Source organism: Flavobacterium ranwuense (assembly GCF_004349315.1).
GTDB classification, from domain to species: domain Bacteria; phylum Bacteroidota; class Bacteroidia; order Flavobacteriales; family Flavobacteriaceae; genus Flavobacterium; species Flavobacterium ranwuense.
On the sequence record NZ_SMLH01000004.1, the window covers coordinates 294,988 to 314,090 of the forward strand.

15 protein-coding genes are annotated in these 19,103 nt (G+C 36.0%); 10 read left to right on the top strand and 5 right to left on the bottom strand.

Features of this window, described 5'->3' with window-relative positions:
* Window positions 1-30 precede the first annotated feature (30 nt).
* A complete protein-coding gene (locus E0I61_RS09580) occupies window positions 31-1,512 on the top strand; it encodes a MauE/DoxX family redox-associated membrane protein (protein WP_132071017.1) in 1,482 nt (493 codons plus the stop codon).
* 103 nt (window positions 1,513-1,615) lie between these two features.
* A complete protein-coding gene (locus E0I61_RS09585) occupies window positions 1,616-1,882 on the top strand; it encodes a hypothetical protein (RefSeq protein WP_132071019.1) in 267 nt (88 codons plus the stop codon).
* A 70-nt stretch (window positions 1,883-1,952) separates the two neighbouring features.
* Here the strand turns inward: E0I61_RS09585 and E0I61_RS09590 are convergent, their stop codons facing one another.
* The 3 genes from E0I61_RS09590 to E0I61_RS09600 are packed head-to-tail and all read right to left on the bottom strand — an operon-like array spanning window position 1,953 to window position 8,971.
* Entirely contained in the window at window positions 1,953-4,607 is a 2,655-nt protein-coding gene (locus E0I61_RS09590) for an alpha/beta hydrolase family protein (protein WP_132071021.1), read from the bottom strand.
* Window positions 4,608-4,614: 7 nt separating this feature from the next.
* Window positions 4,615-6,033, bottom strand: coding sequence for a RagB/SusD family nutrient uptake outer membrane protein (locus tag E0I61_RS09595; RefSeq protein ID WP_132071023.1), 1,419 nt, complete (start codon window positions 6,031-6,033; stop codon window positions 4,615-4,617).
* A 16-nt stretch (window positions 6,034-6,049) separates the two neighbouring features.
* Window positions 6,050-8,971, bottom strand: a complete 2,922-nt coding sequence (locus tag E0I61_RS09600; protein ID WP_317126168.1) for a SusC/RagA family TonB-linked outer membrane protein — start codon at window positions 8,969-8,971, stop codon at window positions 6,050-6,052.
* 687 nt (window positions 8,972-9,658) lie between these two features.
* On the opposite strand from E0I61_RS09600, the gene E0I61_RS09605 reads away from it, so the two are divergent.
* The 8 genes from E0I61_RS09605 (at window position 9,659) to E0I61_RS09635 (ending at window position 15,613) form a co-directional block, all read left to right on the top strand.
* The gene (locus E0I61_RS09605) at window positions 9,659-9,979 is read left to right on the top strand and encodes a hypothetical protein (RefSeq protein ID WP_132071027.1); all 321 of its coding nucleotides are present in this window, start codon (window positions 9,659-9,661) and stop codon (window positions 9,977-9,979) included.
* Window positions 9,980-10,605: 626 nt separating this feature from the next.
* Window positions 10,606-11,169, top strand: a complete 564-nt coding sequence (locus E0I61_RS09610) for a Crp/Fnr family transcriptional regulator (RefSeq protein ID WP_132071029.1) — start codon at window positions 10,606-10,608, stop codon at window positions 11,167-11,169.
* A gap of 217 nt (window positions 11,170-11,386) precedes the next feature.
* Window positions 11,387-12,196 (top strand): PhzF family phenazine biosynthesis protein, encoded by an 810-nt coding sequence (locus E0I61_RS09615; RefSeq protein ID WP_235832098.1) that lies wholly within the window; start codon window positions 11,387-11,389, stop codon window positions 12,194-12,196.
* 307 nt (window positions 12,197-12,503) lie between these two features.
* Window positions 12,504-13,040 carry a GNAT family N-acetyltransferase gene (locus tag E0I61_RS09620; protein ID WP_132071031.1) on the top strand — a complete coding sequence of 179 codons (537 nt, stop codon included), beginning with the start codon at window positions 12,504-12,506 and terminating at the stop codon, window positions 13,038-13,040.
* Between the two features lie 278 nt (window positions 13,041-13,318).
* The gene (locus E0I61_RS16550) at window positions 13,319-13,441 is read left to right on the top strand and encodes a hypothetical protein (RefSeq protein ID WP_262708577.1); all 123 of its coding nucleotides are present in this window, start codon (window positions 13,319-13,321) and stop codon (window positions 13,439-13,441) included.
* 6 nt (window positions 13,442-13,447) lie between these two features.
* Window positions 13,448-13,663 (top strand): YciI family protein, encoded by a 216-nt coding sequence (locus E0I61_RS16370; RefSeq protein WP_205728750.1) that lies wholly within the window; start codon window positions 13,448-13,450, stop codon window positions 13,661-13,663.
* Between the two features lies 1 nt (window position 13,664).
* The gene (locus E0I61_RS09630) at window positions 13,665-14,897 is read left to right on the top strand and encodes an RNA polymerase sigma factor (RefSeq protein WP_132071033.1); all 1,233 of its coding nucleotides are present in this window, start codon (window positions 13,665-13,667) and stop codon (window positions 14,895-14,897) included.
* A complete protein-coding gene (locus E0I61_RS09635) occupies window positions 14,891-15,613 on the top strand; it encodes a hypothetical protein (RefSeq protein ID WP_132071035.1) in 723 nt (240 codons plus the stop codon). The genes E0I61_RS09630 and E0I61_RS09635 overlap by 7 nt, the downstream gene beginning before the upstream one ends.
* Window positions 15,614-16,513: 900 nt before the next feature.
* On the opposite strand, the gene E0I61_RS09640 is transcribed toward E0I61_RS09635, so the two are convergent.
* On the bottom strand, window positions 16,514-17,617 hold the full coding sequence (locus E0I61_RS09640; protein WP_132071037.1) for a permease: 1,104 nt from the start codon (window positions 17,615-17,617) through the stop codon (window positions 16,514-16,516).
* Window positions 17,618-17,639: 22 nt separating this feature from the next.
* On the bottom strand, window positions 17,640-19,103 hold the full coding sequence (locus tag E0I61_RS09645) for a RagB/SusD family nutrient uptake outer membrane protein (protein WP_132071039.1): 1,464 nt from the start codon (window positions 19,101-19,103) through the stop codon (window positions 17,640-17,642).

Sequence of the window (19,103 nt, forward strand, 5' to 3'; positions counted from 1 at the left end):
TTGCTTTGTGGAACTTAAATCTATAAAGCTATGAGATTGAATACCCAAATACAAAACCTGTTTTTAGAGTTTATTTGTTTTCTCTATATTTTGCTTTTTGTTTATGCAGCAGTCAGCAAATTAATGGATTTTGAAAACTTTGTAGCTCAGTTAGGACAGTCGCCACTCCTAAGTCCATTTGCGGATTATGTATCCTTTGGAGTAATTATTACAGAATTTACTATTGCTATTTTGTTGAGCATTCCAAAATTAAGATACTTTGCTTTGTGGGGTGCAGTCTCTCTTATGGTACTATTTTCCACTTATATTGTCATCATTTTAAATTTTAGTTCTTTCGTTCCTTGTTCATGCGGAGGTATTCTTGAGAAACTAGGATGGACAGAACATTTAATTTTTAATGCCGTATTTGTAGTTTTAGGAGTAGGTGCAATTCTCTTAAAATCCCGGACTAATCGTATTCTAATCAAACTATCAATTTTAATTCTACTGAGCATTTCCATTATTGTGGGCTTATTTCTTTTTTCGGAGGATATCATGCAAAAAGAAAACCCTTTTATTCGCCGTTTTCCTCAAGGAACTGCTGCTAAAGTGGCAGGAACAGATTTAAAGAACATATCGTATTACGTAGCAGGTACAGAAAAAAATAAAATTTATTTAGCCAATCGCTTAGCGCCACTTCAAATTCTTGAAATGGATACCGATTTAAAAAACAAAAGACATTATACCATACAACTTGACCGTGAAGATTTTAAATTTCAGGCAGTTGAGGTTCGAATTAGCCCTCCTTACTTTTATGTATTTGATGGTACAGTACCTGTGATTTACCGAGGAATGATTTCTGATTGGAAAGCTAAAGTAATCAGCGAGAAAAAATATTATTTTTCCGATATTATATTTATGAATCCAGAGTTGATATCATTCCGAACTCAAAAGCCTTACACAGGAGAAAATATTATTGGTATTGCAAAAGGTAATGACAGCCTGGGAATTAAATACAATCCGCTTGTATTGCAAAAACAGATGGATGGCATTTTCGACACTGATGGAACCATGCAGTATAGCGAAGCACTACATAAGCTAGTTTACACCTATTACTATCGAAACGAGTATATTATAATGAACGAAAATCTAACCGTAGCGCAGCGGGGGAATACCATTGACACGACGACAAAAGCAAAATTGAAAGTGGTTAAAATGAAACAATCCGGAGATACTAAATTGGGTGCACCGCCCTACATGGTCAACCGTCATACGACTATATCCAAAAATCTGCTTTTTGTCAATTCCTTATTGCGTGGCAAATATGAAAGTGCAGCCGTTTGGAAAAATGCTACCGCTGTTGACGTGTACGATATATCAAAACAAACCTATGTCTTAAGTTTTTATGTGTATGATGAAGAAGGCTTCCGGATGAAAAACTTTTTTGCGACCGATGCCGCCATCTATATCATTTCGGGGCATTATCTCCTCAAATACGGATATGGGGAAAGAATCCAATCAAAATTTCAATAGCTATATATAATATTCTTAAAAAATACTGGCCAGTAGCAGGAGTAACGATCGAAAACCTGTAGAAAAGAGTAGATCAATTTTTATTAATTCAAATTTTAATATTATGAAAATTACCATTTTAAGAGCGTTTGTGTTGCCAATGGCAGCATTTGCTCTAGCCAGTGCTGGTGCAGTGAGTACCAACACTTCGGATGAAAGTAAAGCGAATGTTTTAATGACGGCCTACATTCACGATCCAGCAGTTAACAGTTGTAAACCCGTTCAGGTGGATTGCAGCATTGGTTCAGGGCCTACTTGTCTAAGTGGGAGCTTTACCGCATTTGGGCAAGGCCCTCAAAATTCTTGTAACGTGCAATTGCACCGCAATTAGGTGAACCGATTTTTCAATGAAAGGTAATGCAGTTTCTTTTTTAAGAAACTGCATTACTATTTTCAATTGGTTAGTCTGCTGAAACTTCTTTCGATATCCATTCCTGTACTGGTTTCCCTTTCAATAAATGGTCAAACCATGCCATCATTCGCTTGCTGAGATCCGTTTGATTTTCTGCATTCTCCAGTGAATGATCTTCGTTAGGATATACCAGCAACCTATTTTTAACCCCCAATCTTCTGAGCGCTAAATAATAGGAAATACTCTGATTCCATGGAACGATTCTATCATTTTTTCCTGTCCACAGAAGTAATGGAGTTTTAACATTTTCCGCATGCATAATTGGAGAGTTTCTACAGTATCCCTCTTTGTCATCGTATAAAGATTTCCCCATGCGCCACTGCTGGTTTTCAAATCGCCACATATCGGACTGAAAAATACCATTTTTACTAATATTAAAGTAAAATGAAATGATGTCACTAATTCCGGCTCCGGAAACAGCAGCCGCAAAAATAGGGGTTTGTGAAATAATAAAATTGGTCTCATATCCTCCAAAAGAATGTCCAAACAAACCGATTTTGCTTTTGTCCACCAAGCCTTTGTCAAGAACCGTATTGACTGCTGCTGTTACACAATCAACAGCCGAAACTCCAGGATCACCCATCTTGTAAGCGATATCAGGTAACAATACAAAATAACCGTTGAGCGTATAATTGGTACTATTAAAACCTTCCCTATTTAAAAGGGAAGGTTTGACATAATGGTACAGGTTCTTAGACATACTATCATAGATATGAACCACCATTGGGTATTTCTTGGCGGGATTATAATTGGCGGGATAGAATAAGGCCGCTTTTAATTTTTGACCTGCACTATTAGTATAATATAGCAATTCTGATTTTCCAAAGTAATACTCTTTTTGTTGTTTGTTGGATTCAAAAAGTACTTTAGCATTACTATCATTTCTTTTCCTGAATTTAAGTCGTGGCGGTTGATTAAAGGTTTGATTCTGGAAAATATAAAGACTGTTTTTACTCTTCCTTATTTCATCCATTTTACTGGCACCGTATATCAAGGGCTTTTCTCCTGATTTGCTATTATAAATAAAATATCCAGTTGACCAATTTTCAGTATTTTCTGCTTCCAGTATTAGATCTTTGGACATATCTATGGTTGCTGGGGCTCTTCCATTGTAATTAACCCATGAAAAACCGTCATATTCAATCTGAGCTATTCTGAAAACTATGCTCTTTTCACGGCCTTTAGTCAATCTGGTGCAATTTGAACCATCAATAGCCACCAGCCATATATCATTGGCATCATACAATAGAACGTTTTTCCCGTCTGAGCTCCAGCCCGGATTGCCATAAGCCATGAATTGGTGGGGCGCATCAGTATTACTACTGTTGTCCCACTTTGTCGTGACTTTTCTTGTCAGATTCGTATGTGTTTCTTTGATAGGATCATAAATCCACCAATTGCTTTCCCGATAATACAGTATTTTATTATTGGAAGGATCAAATCCCATTTGGTTCGGGTCACAGGATTGCTTTTTCAGCATCAGGTTTTGAGAACCGTCTTTTATATTCTTAAGGTAATAATCGATTTCCTCATAATATTTTGGTTGCAAGCCATAGGCATTTTTATTGTATGAAATGGCATAATCCTGTTGACCGCTCAGCATAATGTGAGGTAACTCATTGCTATTGATTTGGGAGTACCAATCAGTATCAGGATACCAGACAGCCAGTTTTGGTATATCTCCCCACTGTTGTCTGTCTATATACAACCATTTATCATTGCCATTCCAAACTTCCACGGATTTTGGATCCTTTTTTACTTCCGGGTCCTTTTTTTTAGCCTCCATAAAAAACACTTTTGTACCATCATGGGAAATAGATAATGGGGTGCCATTGTAAATGGCCAGATTATCTGTTGAACCCACTTTAGCAGAATAATCAAATGAGAACAGTTTTTTACCGGCGATTCTGAAACAATGGATAGTAGTTGTTTTTGAAACAGAGTCTGTTTCATTCAAAAAAGCTACCGATTTGCCATTTTTTTGCCATGCCAGATTATGAAATTCGCCAGTGCTACCTTTCGATACCATAAAGCGGGAATACTTTTTAAAGTTGATAATCCCAACTTCATCGTACCCTTGATTATTTGTGGCAAATAATACTGCGTCTTTAGTATTATTTAAGGCATATTCCGTTACTCCAAGGATACTGTCAATAACATTTCCTTTTTCATTTCTCACCTTCAAAATACTTTTTTCGCCGTACCCACTATCTAAAGTTAGTATGTATTTGCCTTCAAGCACTACTTCATATCTTTTAACGGCTGTAAGTACTTCGGTTTTGAGCGTTTCTAGATGGATGACTTTTAGTTTGGATTCAGGTTGTAAAAAAGCAAAAATCTTTTCTCCCCCAAAATGACTGTCTCTGCCTTTCGGAAAAGAATAACGTTCATTTCCTGATGTACGCTGTAAAAATAAAGTATCGTTGTGATTTTCATACGTCATTTCATAACTGGACCACTTTCCCTGATCCGAAATATCTTTGGTGCTCAATGTTCCCCATCTTCCATAATCTGCCTCCGTTAATAGCTTTTTTGGCTGTTCCTGTCCCGCTACAGGACAGGATAACAGTAAAGTAAGGAATGGGATAAATAAACCTAAAAGATCCTTGTAAATTCTTCTTTCAATTAAATTGATATTTTTCATATGGCTTTTAGTATCCTGGATTTTGTGGGTTCAAATTCGGGTTCGCGCTCAACTCAAGAGCAGGCAGTGGCCAAAAGCCATCGGTAGTATTCCAGCCGGGTTTAGATCCTGACAATGTCTGATCCAACTTTGCTGTTCGCTTCAAATCAAAAAACCGCTGTCCAAATTCGGTAAACAACTCAAAACGGCGCTGATTAAGGATGTCCGCTATAATTTCAGTGGCTGTGGTCGCAATGGTATTGGGAAGCCCTGCTGTAGTTCGGATTGCATTTACATCCTCTTTCGCACCAATTAAATCATCTTGGCGTGCTCTGGCTTCTGCACGAATCAGATATTGTTCGGCAAGGCGAAACACTATTGAGTATTCCACTGAGCTTCCCGTGCTGGATTCCTGTTTGTACTTTGAGGCATAATACCATGTCGTTGTGCCATCTGTTACCGCAGTAGTCCAATGCAGTTTCCTTTGGTCGTTCGTCTCAAATGCATCCACAAAACTGGGTTTAAGCCCCACAATAGCTGGTGGTCCTGCAGCAAAAATATACAGATCCCCTTCGGCAGTATTGGTTCCGTTCGCCTCAGGCATGAATTGCCATATTGTGGTGGTGCTTTCTTTTAGGAATATTTTATCTAAATCCGTTTCCCATGTGTAAAGCGGATTATTAATAACCGTCGAGGCTGTATTGGCAGCTTCGGGATACGACCCCATATACAAATAAACCCTTGCCAAAAGTGCATACGCTGTACTCTGATTAGGAACAGTACGTTCCGCCGAAACATAATTTTCCGGCAGTAGGCTGATCGCTTCATTTAAGTCATTTACGACAAAGCCATAAACGGTGTTAGTTGGCATTCTTGAAACGGTGCTGTTCTGCACATAATCAGTAGTATTGATGTACGGAATATCGCCATAGAGGTTCAGCAGATAAAAATGAAGCAACGCCCTTACAAACAATGCTTCGCCCCGCAATTGGTTTTTTCCTGCTTCGGGCAAGACAGTGGAATTGCTCAAGCCCTCAATAATGGCGTTGGCAGCATAAATCTGATTGTAGCTCTGGTTCCATATATCGCTGACTCCCGGCTCTGCGGCAAATAGTGTATTGTTATAAAAGTTGCTTACCGCATTTTGTTGGTAGTAATCAAATTCATCTGCGTAGAGACCGAGATAACAGGAGATGCCCGTTGCATTTCCCGTCAATATACCGTTGTTTCGCATTTTGGCATACAAACCGGCCATAGCTGCATTGGCAGTACCGATGTCTTCAAACACGGCTTCCCCCGTAAGTTGGGAACTCGGCACATCAACCTCCACAAAGCTGTCGCAGGAACTGAGAAAAAAGCACGCCGCCAATATGGAACATTTCTTATAATTGGAATTCCATGCCCCTTTTAGGGATACGGTTTTTAAAAAATCAAGTCTATTTTTCATTGCTATACTAGTTAAGTTAAAAAGTGAGTTGTACACCTGCGGTATAAACCCTTAATGGCTGTAGGTATCCTGTGTATTTAAATTCGGGATCGCCACCCTTATACGGCGTAAAGGTCAATACGTTTTGTCCCTGTAGTGATAGTTTGCAGTTAACGCCTTTGAGAATCTGCAATGGCAAGTCGTAGCTTAACGAAATGTTCTTCAACCGAATGTAAGAGCCATCTACAATCGTGGCATCACTGTCGACATAGTTGTAATACGCATTTACGGCATCCCCATTTTGTCCTGAGGTATTCATTTGAAAAGGCTTTATATCTCCCCACTGTTGCCACGCATTTACCATATCGGAGTATTGATTTATGGGGCTACCACCTGGAACGTTAGGGCTGTAGTCATAATTTTGTTGCTTTACAAACTGGAAAAGAAAATCCAGTTGCCAGTTTTTGTATTGAAACTGGTTTTGCAACCCGCCAAAATATTTGGGTGTGAGATCAGCTATGGTTTTCTTGTCTCCCAATGATGTAATGATGCCATCACCATTTACATCTTCTACTTCATAGAGTCCTGTTTGAGGGTTGACCCCGGTATAGTGATACACTTTTACAATGCTTGTTGATTCTCCGATGACATACCTGTTGGAATACGTCGAGCCTTCCAGTCCCGGAAATGAGATTAGTTTATTTCTAGAAACTGAGATATTAAAATTCGTAGACCATTTGGAGCCTTTACTGTCAAAATTTACGGTTCGTAGCGTAAACTCGACACCAGAGTTTTGAACAGTGGCGTCAAGATTAGCATTAATTGCGCTAAATCCTGTAGTGCCCGGCAAGGGTATGCCAACGAGTTGATTAGAGGATTTATTTCTATACCATGCGGCAGTGAAGAATATACGATCTTTTAAAAATCCAGTTTCTATAGCAGCCTCAAACTTCCGGCTGGTTTCCCAACTAAAATCAGGATTGTATAAGCGTGTAGGTTCCAGACCAATCATGCCTTGGTAATTCAACCCGCTGGAAGCATAGGTATTCAAAAATTGGTAATCTCCTATTTGATCGTTACCCGAACTGCCATAACTCGCGCGAAGCTTCCCAAAACTCAGCACGGGACTGTCTTTTAGGAAATTTTCGTTCGAAAATAACCAGGCAGCACCTACAGCGCCAAAAGTGGCAAACTGCTTGCCTGGACCAAACCTACTGGAACCATCTCTTCTGCCGGTCAGGTTCAAAATATATTTCTGATTCCAATTGTAATTAATCCTCCCAAAAAAGGCCTGATATTTATAAATTGTTTCGTCGCTGGCAAAAATATATTTGGTGGTGGCAGATGCCATATCATGGATCAGGCTGTTGCTGGAAAACCCGATGCCGAGTTGGTATAGCCGAGATGAACGTTGCTGTTGCGCAGTACCACCAATCAAAACGTCTATTTTGCTGGTTTCAAAATTATGTGTCCAACGCAGTTGTGGCTCGACGATCCATGATTGTCTCATCGTAAGATTGGAATATAGCAACGAATTATCACTTCCCAATTGGTAGATCGGATCATACATTGTGGAAGGCAGTATTCGCTGTTCGGAATTTTTTAAATCCGTGAACCCTAAATTGGCTTTGAGTTCCAAGTTTGGTATGATTTGATAGGTAAGTACGGTATTGGCCATACCGTCATTTGTCTTTGCGGTGGTAATGCCCCGAAGTGCTGCAAGAGGATTTTGGAAGGTGCCATTTTCAAAATTCAGGTTGCCATTGGCATCATATAGTGCAGGGGCATTTGGAGCCAGATTGCGCGAGGTGCGGGTAAGATCCGTTGCAGCTTGCAAGTTGTCCTGAACGGTATACCCGCTGGAAAAAAGGAGTTTGAATTTTTTATCCTCACTGAAGTGGTTCATGCTAAAATGGACAGCCCCTTTGTCATACTCAAAATCCCCCGGGAGTACCGTTGTTTCTGTCCGATAGGTACCGCTCAAAAGATATTGCGTCAATGCCGATCCTCCGGATATTGATGTTTGCAGGTTATTGATTACGGCAGTCCCGCCCAAAAGCTCTTTTTGCCAATCGGTATATCGGTTTTGGTCCCATGTTCCGTTTATGTCATAAGCCGAATCAGGATAGGTGGTTATACCATCATTGACAAAGCCTTGCCTTCTCATTTCTAAATACTGTTGCGTATCCATTAAGTCAAGCATTTTTGTGACTTTTCCGACTCCTGATGAAGCGGAAACGGTTGTTTTCGTCTTTCCTGCCTGACCTTTCTTGGTTGTAATTAGTACCACCCCATTAGCACCACGAGAACCATAGATAGCTGTTGCATCGGCATCTTTTAAAACTTCGATGCTTTCAATGTCACTCGGATTAATACTGTTTAACGGACTTGTAGGTGTAGGCATTCCGGATGTGATATTGCTGTATCCTACGCTTTCCGAGGAATACGGCACTCCGTCAATAATATAGAGCGGCTCATTGCCATTTTCCCGAAGGCTGTTTAGTCCCCTTATTTTTATTTGAAATCCACCGCCTGGGGTTCCGCCATCCTGAGTGATATCAACCCCCGCCATTCTACCCTGCATCGTTGCCAGTACATTTGTAACAGGTTGTTTCTCTATATCTTTGGATGTTATTTTGGCGATGCTTCCAGTGCGTTCGCTTTCTTTCACGGAATAATAGCCTGCATTGATCTTGACTTCCTGTAGTGCGGTAGCATCTTCCTGCATTTTAATATTGATTGTCGAACGACCAGCAACAGGAATTGCAAGGGTTTTAAAACCCATATAAGTAAAGATTAGAATGTCGTTGGATGATACCGCTATAGTAAATTTCCCGTCGAAATCTGAAACGACTGTATTTTGTTGTCCCTTTACTGAAATGCTTACGCCAGTCAGAGGGGAAGTACCGTCTGTTATGGTACCAGTGACTTGTTGTTTTGAAGTAGTACTAAGGGGCACATTTTGTGCAAACGAAGGAGAGTGGCACAAGCACAGCCCTAAAATAAGGGAATAGCAAAGTACCAGCCATCCTTTGTTTAATGAAAAATTATTCATAATATTGGGTTGGTTAAGTGAAACGTTAGTTTTATTAGCTACGGTCCTCTAGTTAGTTTGTCGACGAGATAGAGGGCCATTTTTTTTGTTGTACCGCTAAAGCACAAAGGTTTTTGTGTTTTTTTTAATTCATTGGCATTTTTTTAAAGTTTTTTTAAGGAAAGCCAACTGCCCGTTGCCTGTTGCAGCCAGACGGTGGCAGTGCCTTTCCCAACTAATTCAATTAATTAATTAATTAATGGTATTGCGAAACTAAAAAAAGGAAGCGGTGCTAAGAATTGAAGTTGAGTTTTGCCTAAATATTGGACAAAAAAATGGCATGGAACTCAGCTTATTGCATCAGAGGCATTGGCATACCTTAACCACAAATAAGTGAGCCCACGCCATGGTCGTGAGCATCTTAACTTATCATCTCGTGGTTTTAAAACGCCAATTTTCTGATACGAGATTCAAAGCGAATGCTTCAAATATTTTTAAATGAAGAAACGCAAAATTACATTAAATAAAATGTAATTAATAATACAAATATATAAAATAATATTTACACATGTGTAATTGTCAAGATGTTTTTTTATAATTCAATTTGTTTATATGGGAAAACAGATAAAGATTGAAGAACTTACTAAGGCTATTTCTACTGTTATTAAGAAGCTTTATAAGGATCGCAATGGAGTAATCTTAAGTGAAAACAATGAATATTTTACGGAGATTGGTAAAAATTTAGGTCTAGAAAGATATATTAGCGATCACAATGTAACATGTAGTAAGCTTTTTGCAATCTGCGATTTTTTAGAAATTTCATTATCTGATTTCTTCAAATTAGTTGAGGAAGAAGATGAAAAATTAAAATTTAATAAGGAGACTAAAGGACAACTAGTTAAAAAAGCTTATAAAAAAACAATAACTATCTAAAAGGTTGTCATTGAAAATGAATAAATAAAACAGAAAGAGATGCCTAGGCATCTATTTCTATTTTACAGCGATACGGAATACTTGTCAATTCGGGATTAATAGTTGTCAAAAACGGAGTTTTTGGTTTCTTGCTGAAAAAGTAGGTCTCTATACGTTCTATATTTGAGGTATGGAATGGTATAAAATAATAGGGGTAATTGTGGTTTGGTTTTTTGGCCTTTACCTGAGAGGGAAGATTTATGAGTTTAGGAGGGACTATAATAAAAATGGTAGTTGGAAGGATAGGAGGAAGAAATAGAAGATGTCGAGAGGTGTCTTTTTTTATGCATAATATTTTTGGTTACATTATGGTAAACCATAATACATAATTAAAACTATTTTGTATGTTTGGTATAGCACAGTAAAGGTCATTTCACGACAGAGATCCAACTGAATATGAGGTATTGTAGTGGCTTTATGGCTGGTATGAACAAGTTAGCGGTCATTACAGCGTGATGTAATAGAACGAAAAATAAACCAATGACTGAAAAAGAATTATTATATCATTTTTCATACTTTATTGACAAATAAAGTAACTTTAGACATTTTGTAAATGACAACCATTCCTAATTATTCTGACAATTCCAATGAGTAAAGAATTAAGACAACATATTGAAGAAATAATACCTCTGACAGATAAAGATTTTTCCTACATACTTTCCCACTTTACTGAAAAGAAATTAAAAAAACACCAATATTTAATACAAATAGGTGACAAGGTTGCCCATACCTATTGGGTAAGTAATGGCTTGCTAAAAGCTACTTATACAGATGAAAAGGAAAAAGAACACATTATTCAATTTGCTATGGAGAATTGGTGGATAACCGATTATCAGGCATATTTCACACAAACAAAAGCTATACTCAATGTTGACTGCTTGGAAGCAACTGAACTTCTTTGTTTATCTTATGAAAATCGGGAAAAACTTTGTAAAGAATTACATAAAATGGAACATTTCTTCCGAAGAAAAGCAAATAACGGATTTATTGCTTTACAAAAAAGAATGCTTTCTTTTATGACAAATAGTTCAGAGACAAGATATGATTTATTACTAAAGCAGTATCCAACCCTTTTTCAGCGAGTATCTAAATCAATAATTGCTGCTTATCTTGGTGTATCAAGAGAAACATTGAGCAGATTTAATAAATAATGAAGTGACATTCATCACAAAAAATCCGTGATTTAAGTCCTTTTATTTGATAACATATCAACCCAACTTTGTATTATTTTTTTTTTTATAAAATGCAAAACACATTATTTATCACATCATTTGTTATTCTTACATTTCAACTATTCGCCAAAAAACCTAAAAATGGCAAATATTTCGCAATATTATCCCCTAAAGCATTAGCAATAATTTAATAAATATGATACACACGTACATTGTAGACTCTTTTACAGACAAGCCATTTCAAGGAAATCCTGCTGGGGTTTGCTTAATAGAAAATGATTTAAATGACAATCAAATGCTATTAATTGCAAAGGAACTAGGTTTGTCCGAAACTGCCTTTGTTAAAAAAATTGAGGGTGAGGATTTATTTTCAATTCGATTTTTTTCTCCCAAAATGGAAATGACATTATGCGGTCATGCAACTCTTGCCTCATCTAAAGTTTTATTTGAAAGAGATAAAAATCTTAATAAGATTCACTTTAAGAATATTCAAAATTTAGATTTAATAATACGTAAAGAAGGTGAGGAAATAATTATGGAATTCCCAATTTATGACACCGTGTCTTCTTCCGTTCCTTCAGAACTTTTATGGGCTCTTGGATTGACAAGTTATATAAACTGTGAATGCAACCAAGAATATAACATTCTAATTTTAGAAATAGAAGACCCTAAAACATTAAGTGAATTAAGACCTGATTTTGAAGCGTTATATAAATCTCATGATTCCATTAATGGTGTATTAGTTACATCTAGTTCTAATAAAGCCAACTTCGACTTCGAGTCGAGATATTTTTGGCCTTGGAGCGGAACCAATGAAGATCCTGTAACTGGTGGTTCGCATACATTCTTGGCAAAATATTGGAGCAAACGACTTGGAAAAACAAAAATGAGTTCATTTCAATGCTCTGAGAGAAGTGGTTTTATGGAAGTTGAATTATTAAATAACAGCAAAATGACAATAAGAAGTATGGCACAAATAGTTTTTATAGGTCAATTAAAAATATAAATTGTTGCTAATAAAGGAGGTAGTTAAAAAAATGGTGTGCCCACTATGTTAATCCAAGGAAAAAAAGGGAAAATGAAAGATAATAAGGAAAACCGTAAAGTATTGTGAAAATGGTTTTGTATGTTTGGTACAGCATAGTAAAAAGCTATTTTATGGCATAAAACAAACTTAATTTGGTTGGATTGTAGCCACTTTATGGCTGGTATTAACAAGTTGTGCGTCATTTTGCCCGAACAGTATAGAAAAAAGAAACCTAACCAAAAGAATAAATTTACAGTTCTATAAATTGTAAAATAAGAATTACAGAATGAAATATACATTAGAAGGACAAGAGACAGAAAGATTAAAATTTAGGTTATTAAATATTGAGGATTTTGATGATTGTATTGAATTGTTTAAAGACATTGAAGTTTGTAGATTTTTAGGAGTTGATAAAATTGAAACGCCGAAAGAAAGATGTAGACTTTGGTTTGAAATGACATTTGAAAGATATAAAAACGATTTAGGCGGACAGAATATTTTGTTAGAAAAAAATACAAATAAAATTATTGGACAGAGCGGACTTTTAGTAAGAGAAATTGAAGGGAAACAAGAAATTGAAATTGCCTATTCTATTTTGCCAGAATATAGAAAAAAAGGATTTGCAACCGAATCAACTGAAAAATGTAAAAATTTTGCCTTTGAGAATAAATTTTCTGAAAGTTTAATTTCAATAATTCATACTGAAAATATTAATTCTGAAAAAATTGCAAAAAAGAACGGAATGAGAAAAGATAAAAATACCGAATTTAAAGGAATGTCGGTAAACATTTATAGAATCGATTTTAGTGAATGGAAGGAATAAATAAAAAAACGAACGCACAACACTTGCTCACAAGAGATTTGGGCAATTGGCTTAATGGAATAATGGTTTTGTATTTGGGATGTTTAGGCAAATCCGAAAATGAGGCTTAATTTAACCCCAAACCTCTTGTAGCAAGGGAACGTTAATGCCATTTTACCGAACGACACTGCAAACATCAATCGACAGAAAAAAACTTTGAATTTTTTGTCCAATTTTGAAAATCTCAATCGTCATAGAGTCGTAAACAATTAATTTTAACAATTTTAAAAAGTAAAAAAATGACAGAATTTATGATGATTTTCAGAAATGAGTACAATCCATCGTTTAAACCTTCGTCTGAACAAATGCAAGCAAGCATCAAACAATGGCAAGACTGGATTGGCGGAATTGCAGCACAGTGAAAATTTGTGAGTACAAACCGCTTAGGTTTTGAAGGTAGAACTTTGAAGCCAAACAATGTAATTGCAGATGGACCTTATGCCGAAGTAAAAGAAATAGTTGGTGGTTATATTCTTGTAAAAGCAACTAACATTGCCGAAGCTATTAAATTGGCAGAAGGTTGTCCTATTCTTAATATTGGCGGTCACGTTGAAGTTAGAAATGTATTACCAATGAACAATTAATTTGCACAATAAGGAACTAATACCACAACTTTTTAAAACAGAGTACAGAAAAATAATTTCTGTACTCTGTAAGTTGTTTGGCATCATTCACATTGAAATTGCTGAAGACATTACAACTGATACTTTCTTGTTGGCTTCTGAAAATTGGGAATTAAAAGGCATTCCCGAAAATCCAACAGCTTGGTTATACGCAGTTGCTAAAAACAAAACCAAAGATTACTTTAAAAGACACAAAATATTTTCAGAAAAAATTATTTCGGATTTAAAGCACAATCAAAAATCATTTGATGAAATTGAAGTTGATTTGTCTGTTAAGAACATAACTGATAGTCAATTGCAAATTATTTTCGCCATTTGCAATCCAATAATTCCAGCTGAAAGTCAAATCGGTTTGGCATTAAGAATTCTTTGTGGTTTTGGCATTGATGAAATTGCAGAAGCATTTTTGACCAATAAAGAAAACATCAACAAAAGATTATTTAGAGCCAAAGAAAAACTGCGAACAGAAAATATTAAAATTGAACTTCCGAATGAAAATGAAATAAACAAAAGATTAGAAACAGTATTGACAACGCTGTATTTATTGTTTAACGAAGGCTATCATTCAAGCACACAACAATCACATTTACGAAAAGAATTGTGTTTGGAAGCAATGCGATTAAACTATTTTCTTATTGAAAATGAAACCACTAATAAACCAATCGTTAACGCTTTAATGGCTTTAATGTGCTTTCATTCATCGCGATTTGAAGCAAGAACTAATCAAATGGGCGAACCCATTTTGTATGAAGAGCAAAACAAGAGTTTATGGAACGAAGAACTTATTGAAAAGGGAAATTTCTTTTTAATTGAAAGTGCAAAAGGGCAAGAAATTTCAAAATACCATTTAGAAGCGTCTATTGCATATTGGCATAGTACCAAAATAGAAAATTCAGGGAAATGGGAAAATATTTTACAATTATACAATCAATTACTGCAAATTGAATATTCGCCAATTACAGCATTGAATAGAACTTATGCAATTTCGAAAGTATTTGGAAAAGAAAAAGCAATACAAGAAGCTCTAAAATTAGACTTGAAAGAAAATCATTTTTATCATTCACTTTTAGGAAATTTAAACACAAACCTTGAAAACAATAAAGCAATAATTCATTTTGAAATGGCTTATAAATTAGCAAAATCAAACAGCGATAGAATGACCATTGATAACCATTTAAAGAAATTAAAATGTTAGAAAATTTACCAACATTTATACCCATTGTTTTCGGAATTACAACAATTGCAGCTCTTTTGTTATTCCATTGGTGTATGAAAAATTCAAATTCAGAAGCAACACAAAAAAATGCAGCTAAAATAATTATCGGTTTGACAATTTGGTTGGCTATTCAAACTGTTTTGACTTTGAATGACATTTACAACAAAGACACAAATTCATTTCCACCAAAAATAATGTTGACGGGAGTTTTTCCGACAATTTTGACAATCATTCTATTGTTTGTAACTTCAAAAGGCAGACAATTCATTGACAATTTACCACTCAAAAACTTGACGTATTTAAACATTGTGAGAATTCCGGTTGAGATAGTTTTATTTTGGCTTTTTCTGAACAAAGCAATTCCTGAACTTATGACTTTTGAAGGACGGAACTTTGACATTCTTGCAGGTATAACAGCACCATTTATCGCATACTTTGGTTTGACAAAACTGAAAATTAACAGAAAATCAATTTTGATTTGGAATTTTATTTGTCTTTCACTTTTATTAAATATTGTAGTGAACGCATTATTTTCAGCACCTTCACCAATACAAAAATTTGCATTTGACCAACCGAACATAGCGATTTTAAATTTTCCATTTAGTTGGTTGCCGACATTTATTGTTCCAATTGTTTTGTTCGGACATTTGACATCAATTAGACAATTACTGAAACGAAAAACGGAAAAAAGTTAAGAAAAAACTTAATATAACCGCCGTTTGGCAATATCGCGGGTTTAGGCTTAATTTGAAGTTGGTTTTGTATTTGGAAAATTAGTCATTAACCGAAAGTTTAGGCTTCCTTAATCCGCCACATCGCCAAGCGGCCAAACGTTGAAGCCCTTATTTTGAAACAAAATAGTTAATTTTCTGTAGCCGTAAAATGGGGTAAACAAATATTGTTTATCCAGTAACGACATCACTTCAAGATCCTCTTCGCTGTCGCCTTTAGGCGAATAATAAACGCAATTCCTATTGATACATAACGACTTACATTGTACTACAAGGCTTAATCTCTCGCTGCTGTCAATCATTTTTCTCGCTCTTTCATTGGGACTATTTCAACTTTTTTTAGAAAATCGTTTTCCAAAGTCAGTTTCCCAATTCGAGCGTAAAGCTTTTCCCTCGGAACACATCCTTTGGTGCTTTGCTTTTTTCCGTTGAAAAAACAGCCGAAATGTTCTTTATCGCTTCTGCCTTCCAAACCGAAATCTGACCTGGTAAAAGCTCATATTTCTTGGCTAACGCTTCAAGAGTCTCTGTCTCTTTTAATGCTTCTAAAACTACTTTGGATTTAAAATCCTTCCCGAAACTCTTTTTGTTCTTGACATAATATTGCTAATTTAAGGTTTTTATTCTACCTTAATTCAAATCAATTTTCTGTATTAATTTGGGGGAGCAGCATAGATTTTATAAATGGGTTTTAAAGTTCACAGTTATCGTATTTTTTATTTACAAAGTTATAAAGAATAGATAAAAATACTAATAGTGACAAACCCGCCACTATTTTTAAATCTATAGTATTGTTATAAAAAATAGCTAAACTGATTTGTATTAAAAAAAAGACGATTCCAAAAAGTGTATTCTTTTTCATTGTTAAAAAAGTTGAGTTAAAAATTCGGCTAATAAACCTGTCGTTATTCCAAACAAAAAGGTAGTTCCTATAAGAATAAGTGGAATTTTATATCCACCTAATTTTTCTTTGGTAATCACCATCGTAAAAAGACCAAAAGCAGGTGCAGTAAATAACATGGTTGCAACAACTCCGTTAGAAAACCCAAGATGCAGTAAAACAGTACCTAAAAGTATTTCGAACAAAACAGGCACTGATAGCAAAGTTCCGATAAAAGAAACGACTATTATAACCAAATAGGGATTTGAATGTGTAAATGTGGATAAAACTTCATTTGGAAAAAAAACCCGGAATACAGCAGTAATTAGCGTACCGAGAACCATCAGCGGAATAAGTTTCCAAGCCAGATTTCCAGCAGAAACTAACCAATCTTCTATTGACTTTATAATAAATTTAAGAACCGATTTTTGTTTTCCTAAATAGGGAATAGGAATAGTGTCCAAAAAAGGGACTTGCTTTTCAGGGTCTGAAGAACTAGCATCTAGTTTTGAAACTAGGGGAATCATCACCAAAATAAGTATCGCACTCATGATAATTCTAGAAAAAACCACTGCAGGATGAAACAATCCAAACATGGTGATAATACCGATGATGTTGAATAACGCACCACCAAGAATAATGCCTAAAGTAGCTTCTTTGCTTCCAGATTTAGAATTGATACCAACACTAGCCACTGCAGAACAATTGGCACACATATTCAAGGGCATTCCTAAAAGACTGCCCAAGGCAGCACCTCGAACTCCTTTGTATTCTAAAAAACGAGCCGTTTTTTTGCTGGACAATACCAATGATAATCCAGCACCACCGAGTATAATTGCAAATGTCATACCTGTAGCATTGGCTTCCCAGAAATTGTGAGCTGATTTTAAGACTGCTAATACAAACTTGTCTTTTGCCTCAACATGAAAACGTTCATGATAGTTGAGTTCGCCATGTTCATGTGGTTTTTCGCATTTATTTTCTATACAAACTACTTTTTTTTCCTCAGCTTTAAAACGACTTGAAAATAAAAAGAGAAGTAAAAAACCAACCAAAATAATGGACTTAATTAAGGATTCTTTTTTCATATAAAATATTCATTTTGTTAAATTAATTTGGAACAATCAATTTATTCGCCACCAATTCGCCACTTGGTATAGGCCAAATATAATTACTTGCTGTAACCAAGACCAACGGTGCTGTGCCTATAGAACCGCTTTTTGCTGGTATAGTTTGCAGTCGTCTTTGTAAGTCTTGTAAGCGAAATCCTTCCCCCAAAAGCTCAATACGCCTTTCTGTCAAAATGGTATTTATCAAAGCATCTTTTGAATTAATATCCGCATCTGGAAAAACATAGGCGGGATTCGAACGATTTCTAACTGCTTTCAACAAGGCATTAGCTTTATCTAAATCATTGTTATTGGCCGCAGCCTCCGCATAATTCAGCAATATTTCTGCGTAGCGGATAACGGGTACATAATCTCGAAAAGGCGCCGTTGTTATAGCAAATTTTTTCAACACTTTTAAATTTGCACTATTAGTGCCAACTAATGCAGAGCGAGCATCTGTTGGTGTACTGAAAACAACATTGGAGACGATACCACCAGTTGCCAATGGAATTATAGGTTGTTTCAAATAATTGAATGCCAAGCAACTTTGTGTGGCAGGAGTTTCGGTAGTACTGTTGGCAAATGGAATTGAAAAAATAGCTTCTGGACCTACATAACTCCCGCCGAAAACCGTTGCGATATTTCCTTCTAATTTATGTGTTAATGCTCCGGAAGAATATTGAAACGGACTGTTGCCAGAAACCAATTTTGTAGCTTCAAGGATAACGTTTGTAAAATCATTTTGGTTAAGATATACTCTTGTTTTCAATGCAATTGCAGTGCTTTTTTTGGCTCTGGATGTGTTTAGTAATGCTGTAGCGTAGGATTCCGGCAAGTCTATTTCGGCTTCATTCAAATCTTTCAAAATTTGTGCATACACTTCTGCAACTGAGCTTCGCGCCAAATCGTTGTTGCCTGCCGATGTAATAGCGGTAAGACGTAACGGAACACCTAGAGCATTTTTGTCTAAATTATATGGTTTGGCATACGTTTGCACCAAACTCAAATAACTCAATGCACGCACGAATTTGGCCTCTGCTATGTAGGATTTTGTATCGGCCTCTAAAATAATTTTAGTGTCATTAAGGTTGCTTATCAATTTATTTGATGCATTGATTGCGGTATAAGCCACCGACCAAACATTGTTGATATACTCGCTAGTCGAAGCAACATTATTGTTCCAAACTGCTGAACCTGCGGCCGCATTGCCATCGTTTTGTCCAAATTCGTCGGCTCTTTGTTCATTGAAAACAATGTACCTACCACCATAAAAACTTGCATTTTGCAATTGTTGATACAGATTGTTAACTTGAGATTTTATTTTGGCTGGAGTGCTATAAGCTGCATCTTCTGAAATACTGGTTTTTGGCTCAGTGTTCAAAAAATCATCGTTACAAGCTACAAAAAGGCTTGATACCATAAGTATAAAAGAACTTGATCTTATTAATATATATATTGATTTCAT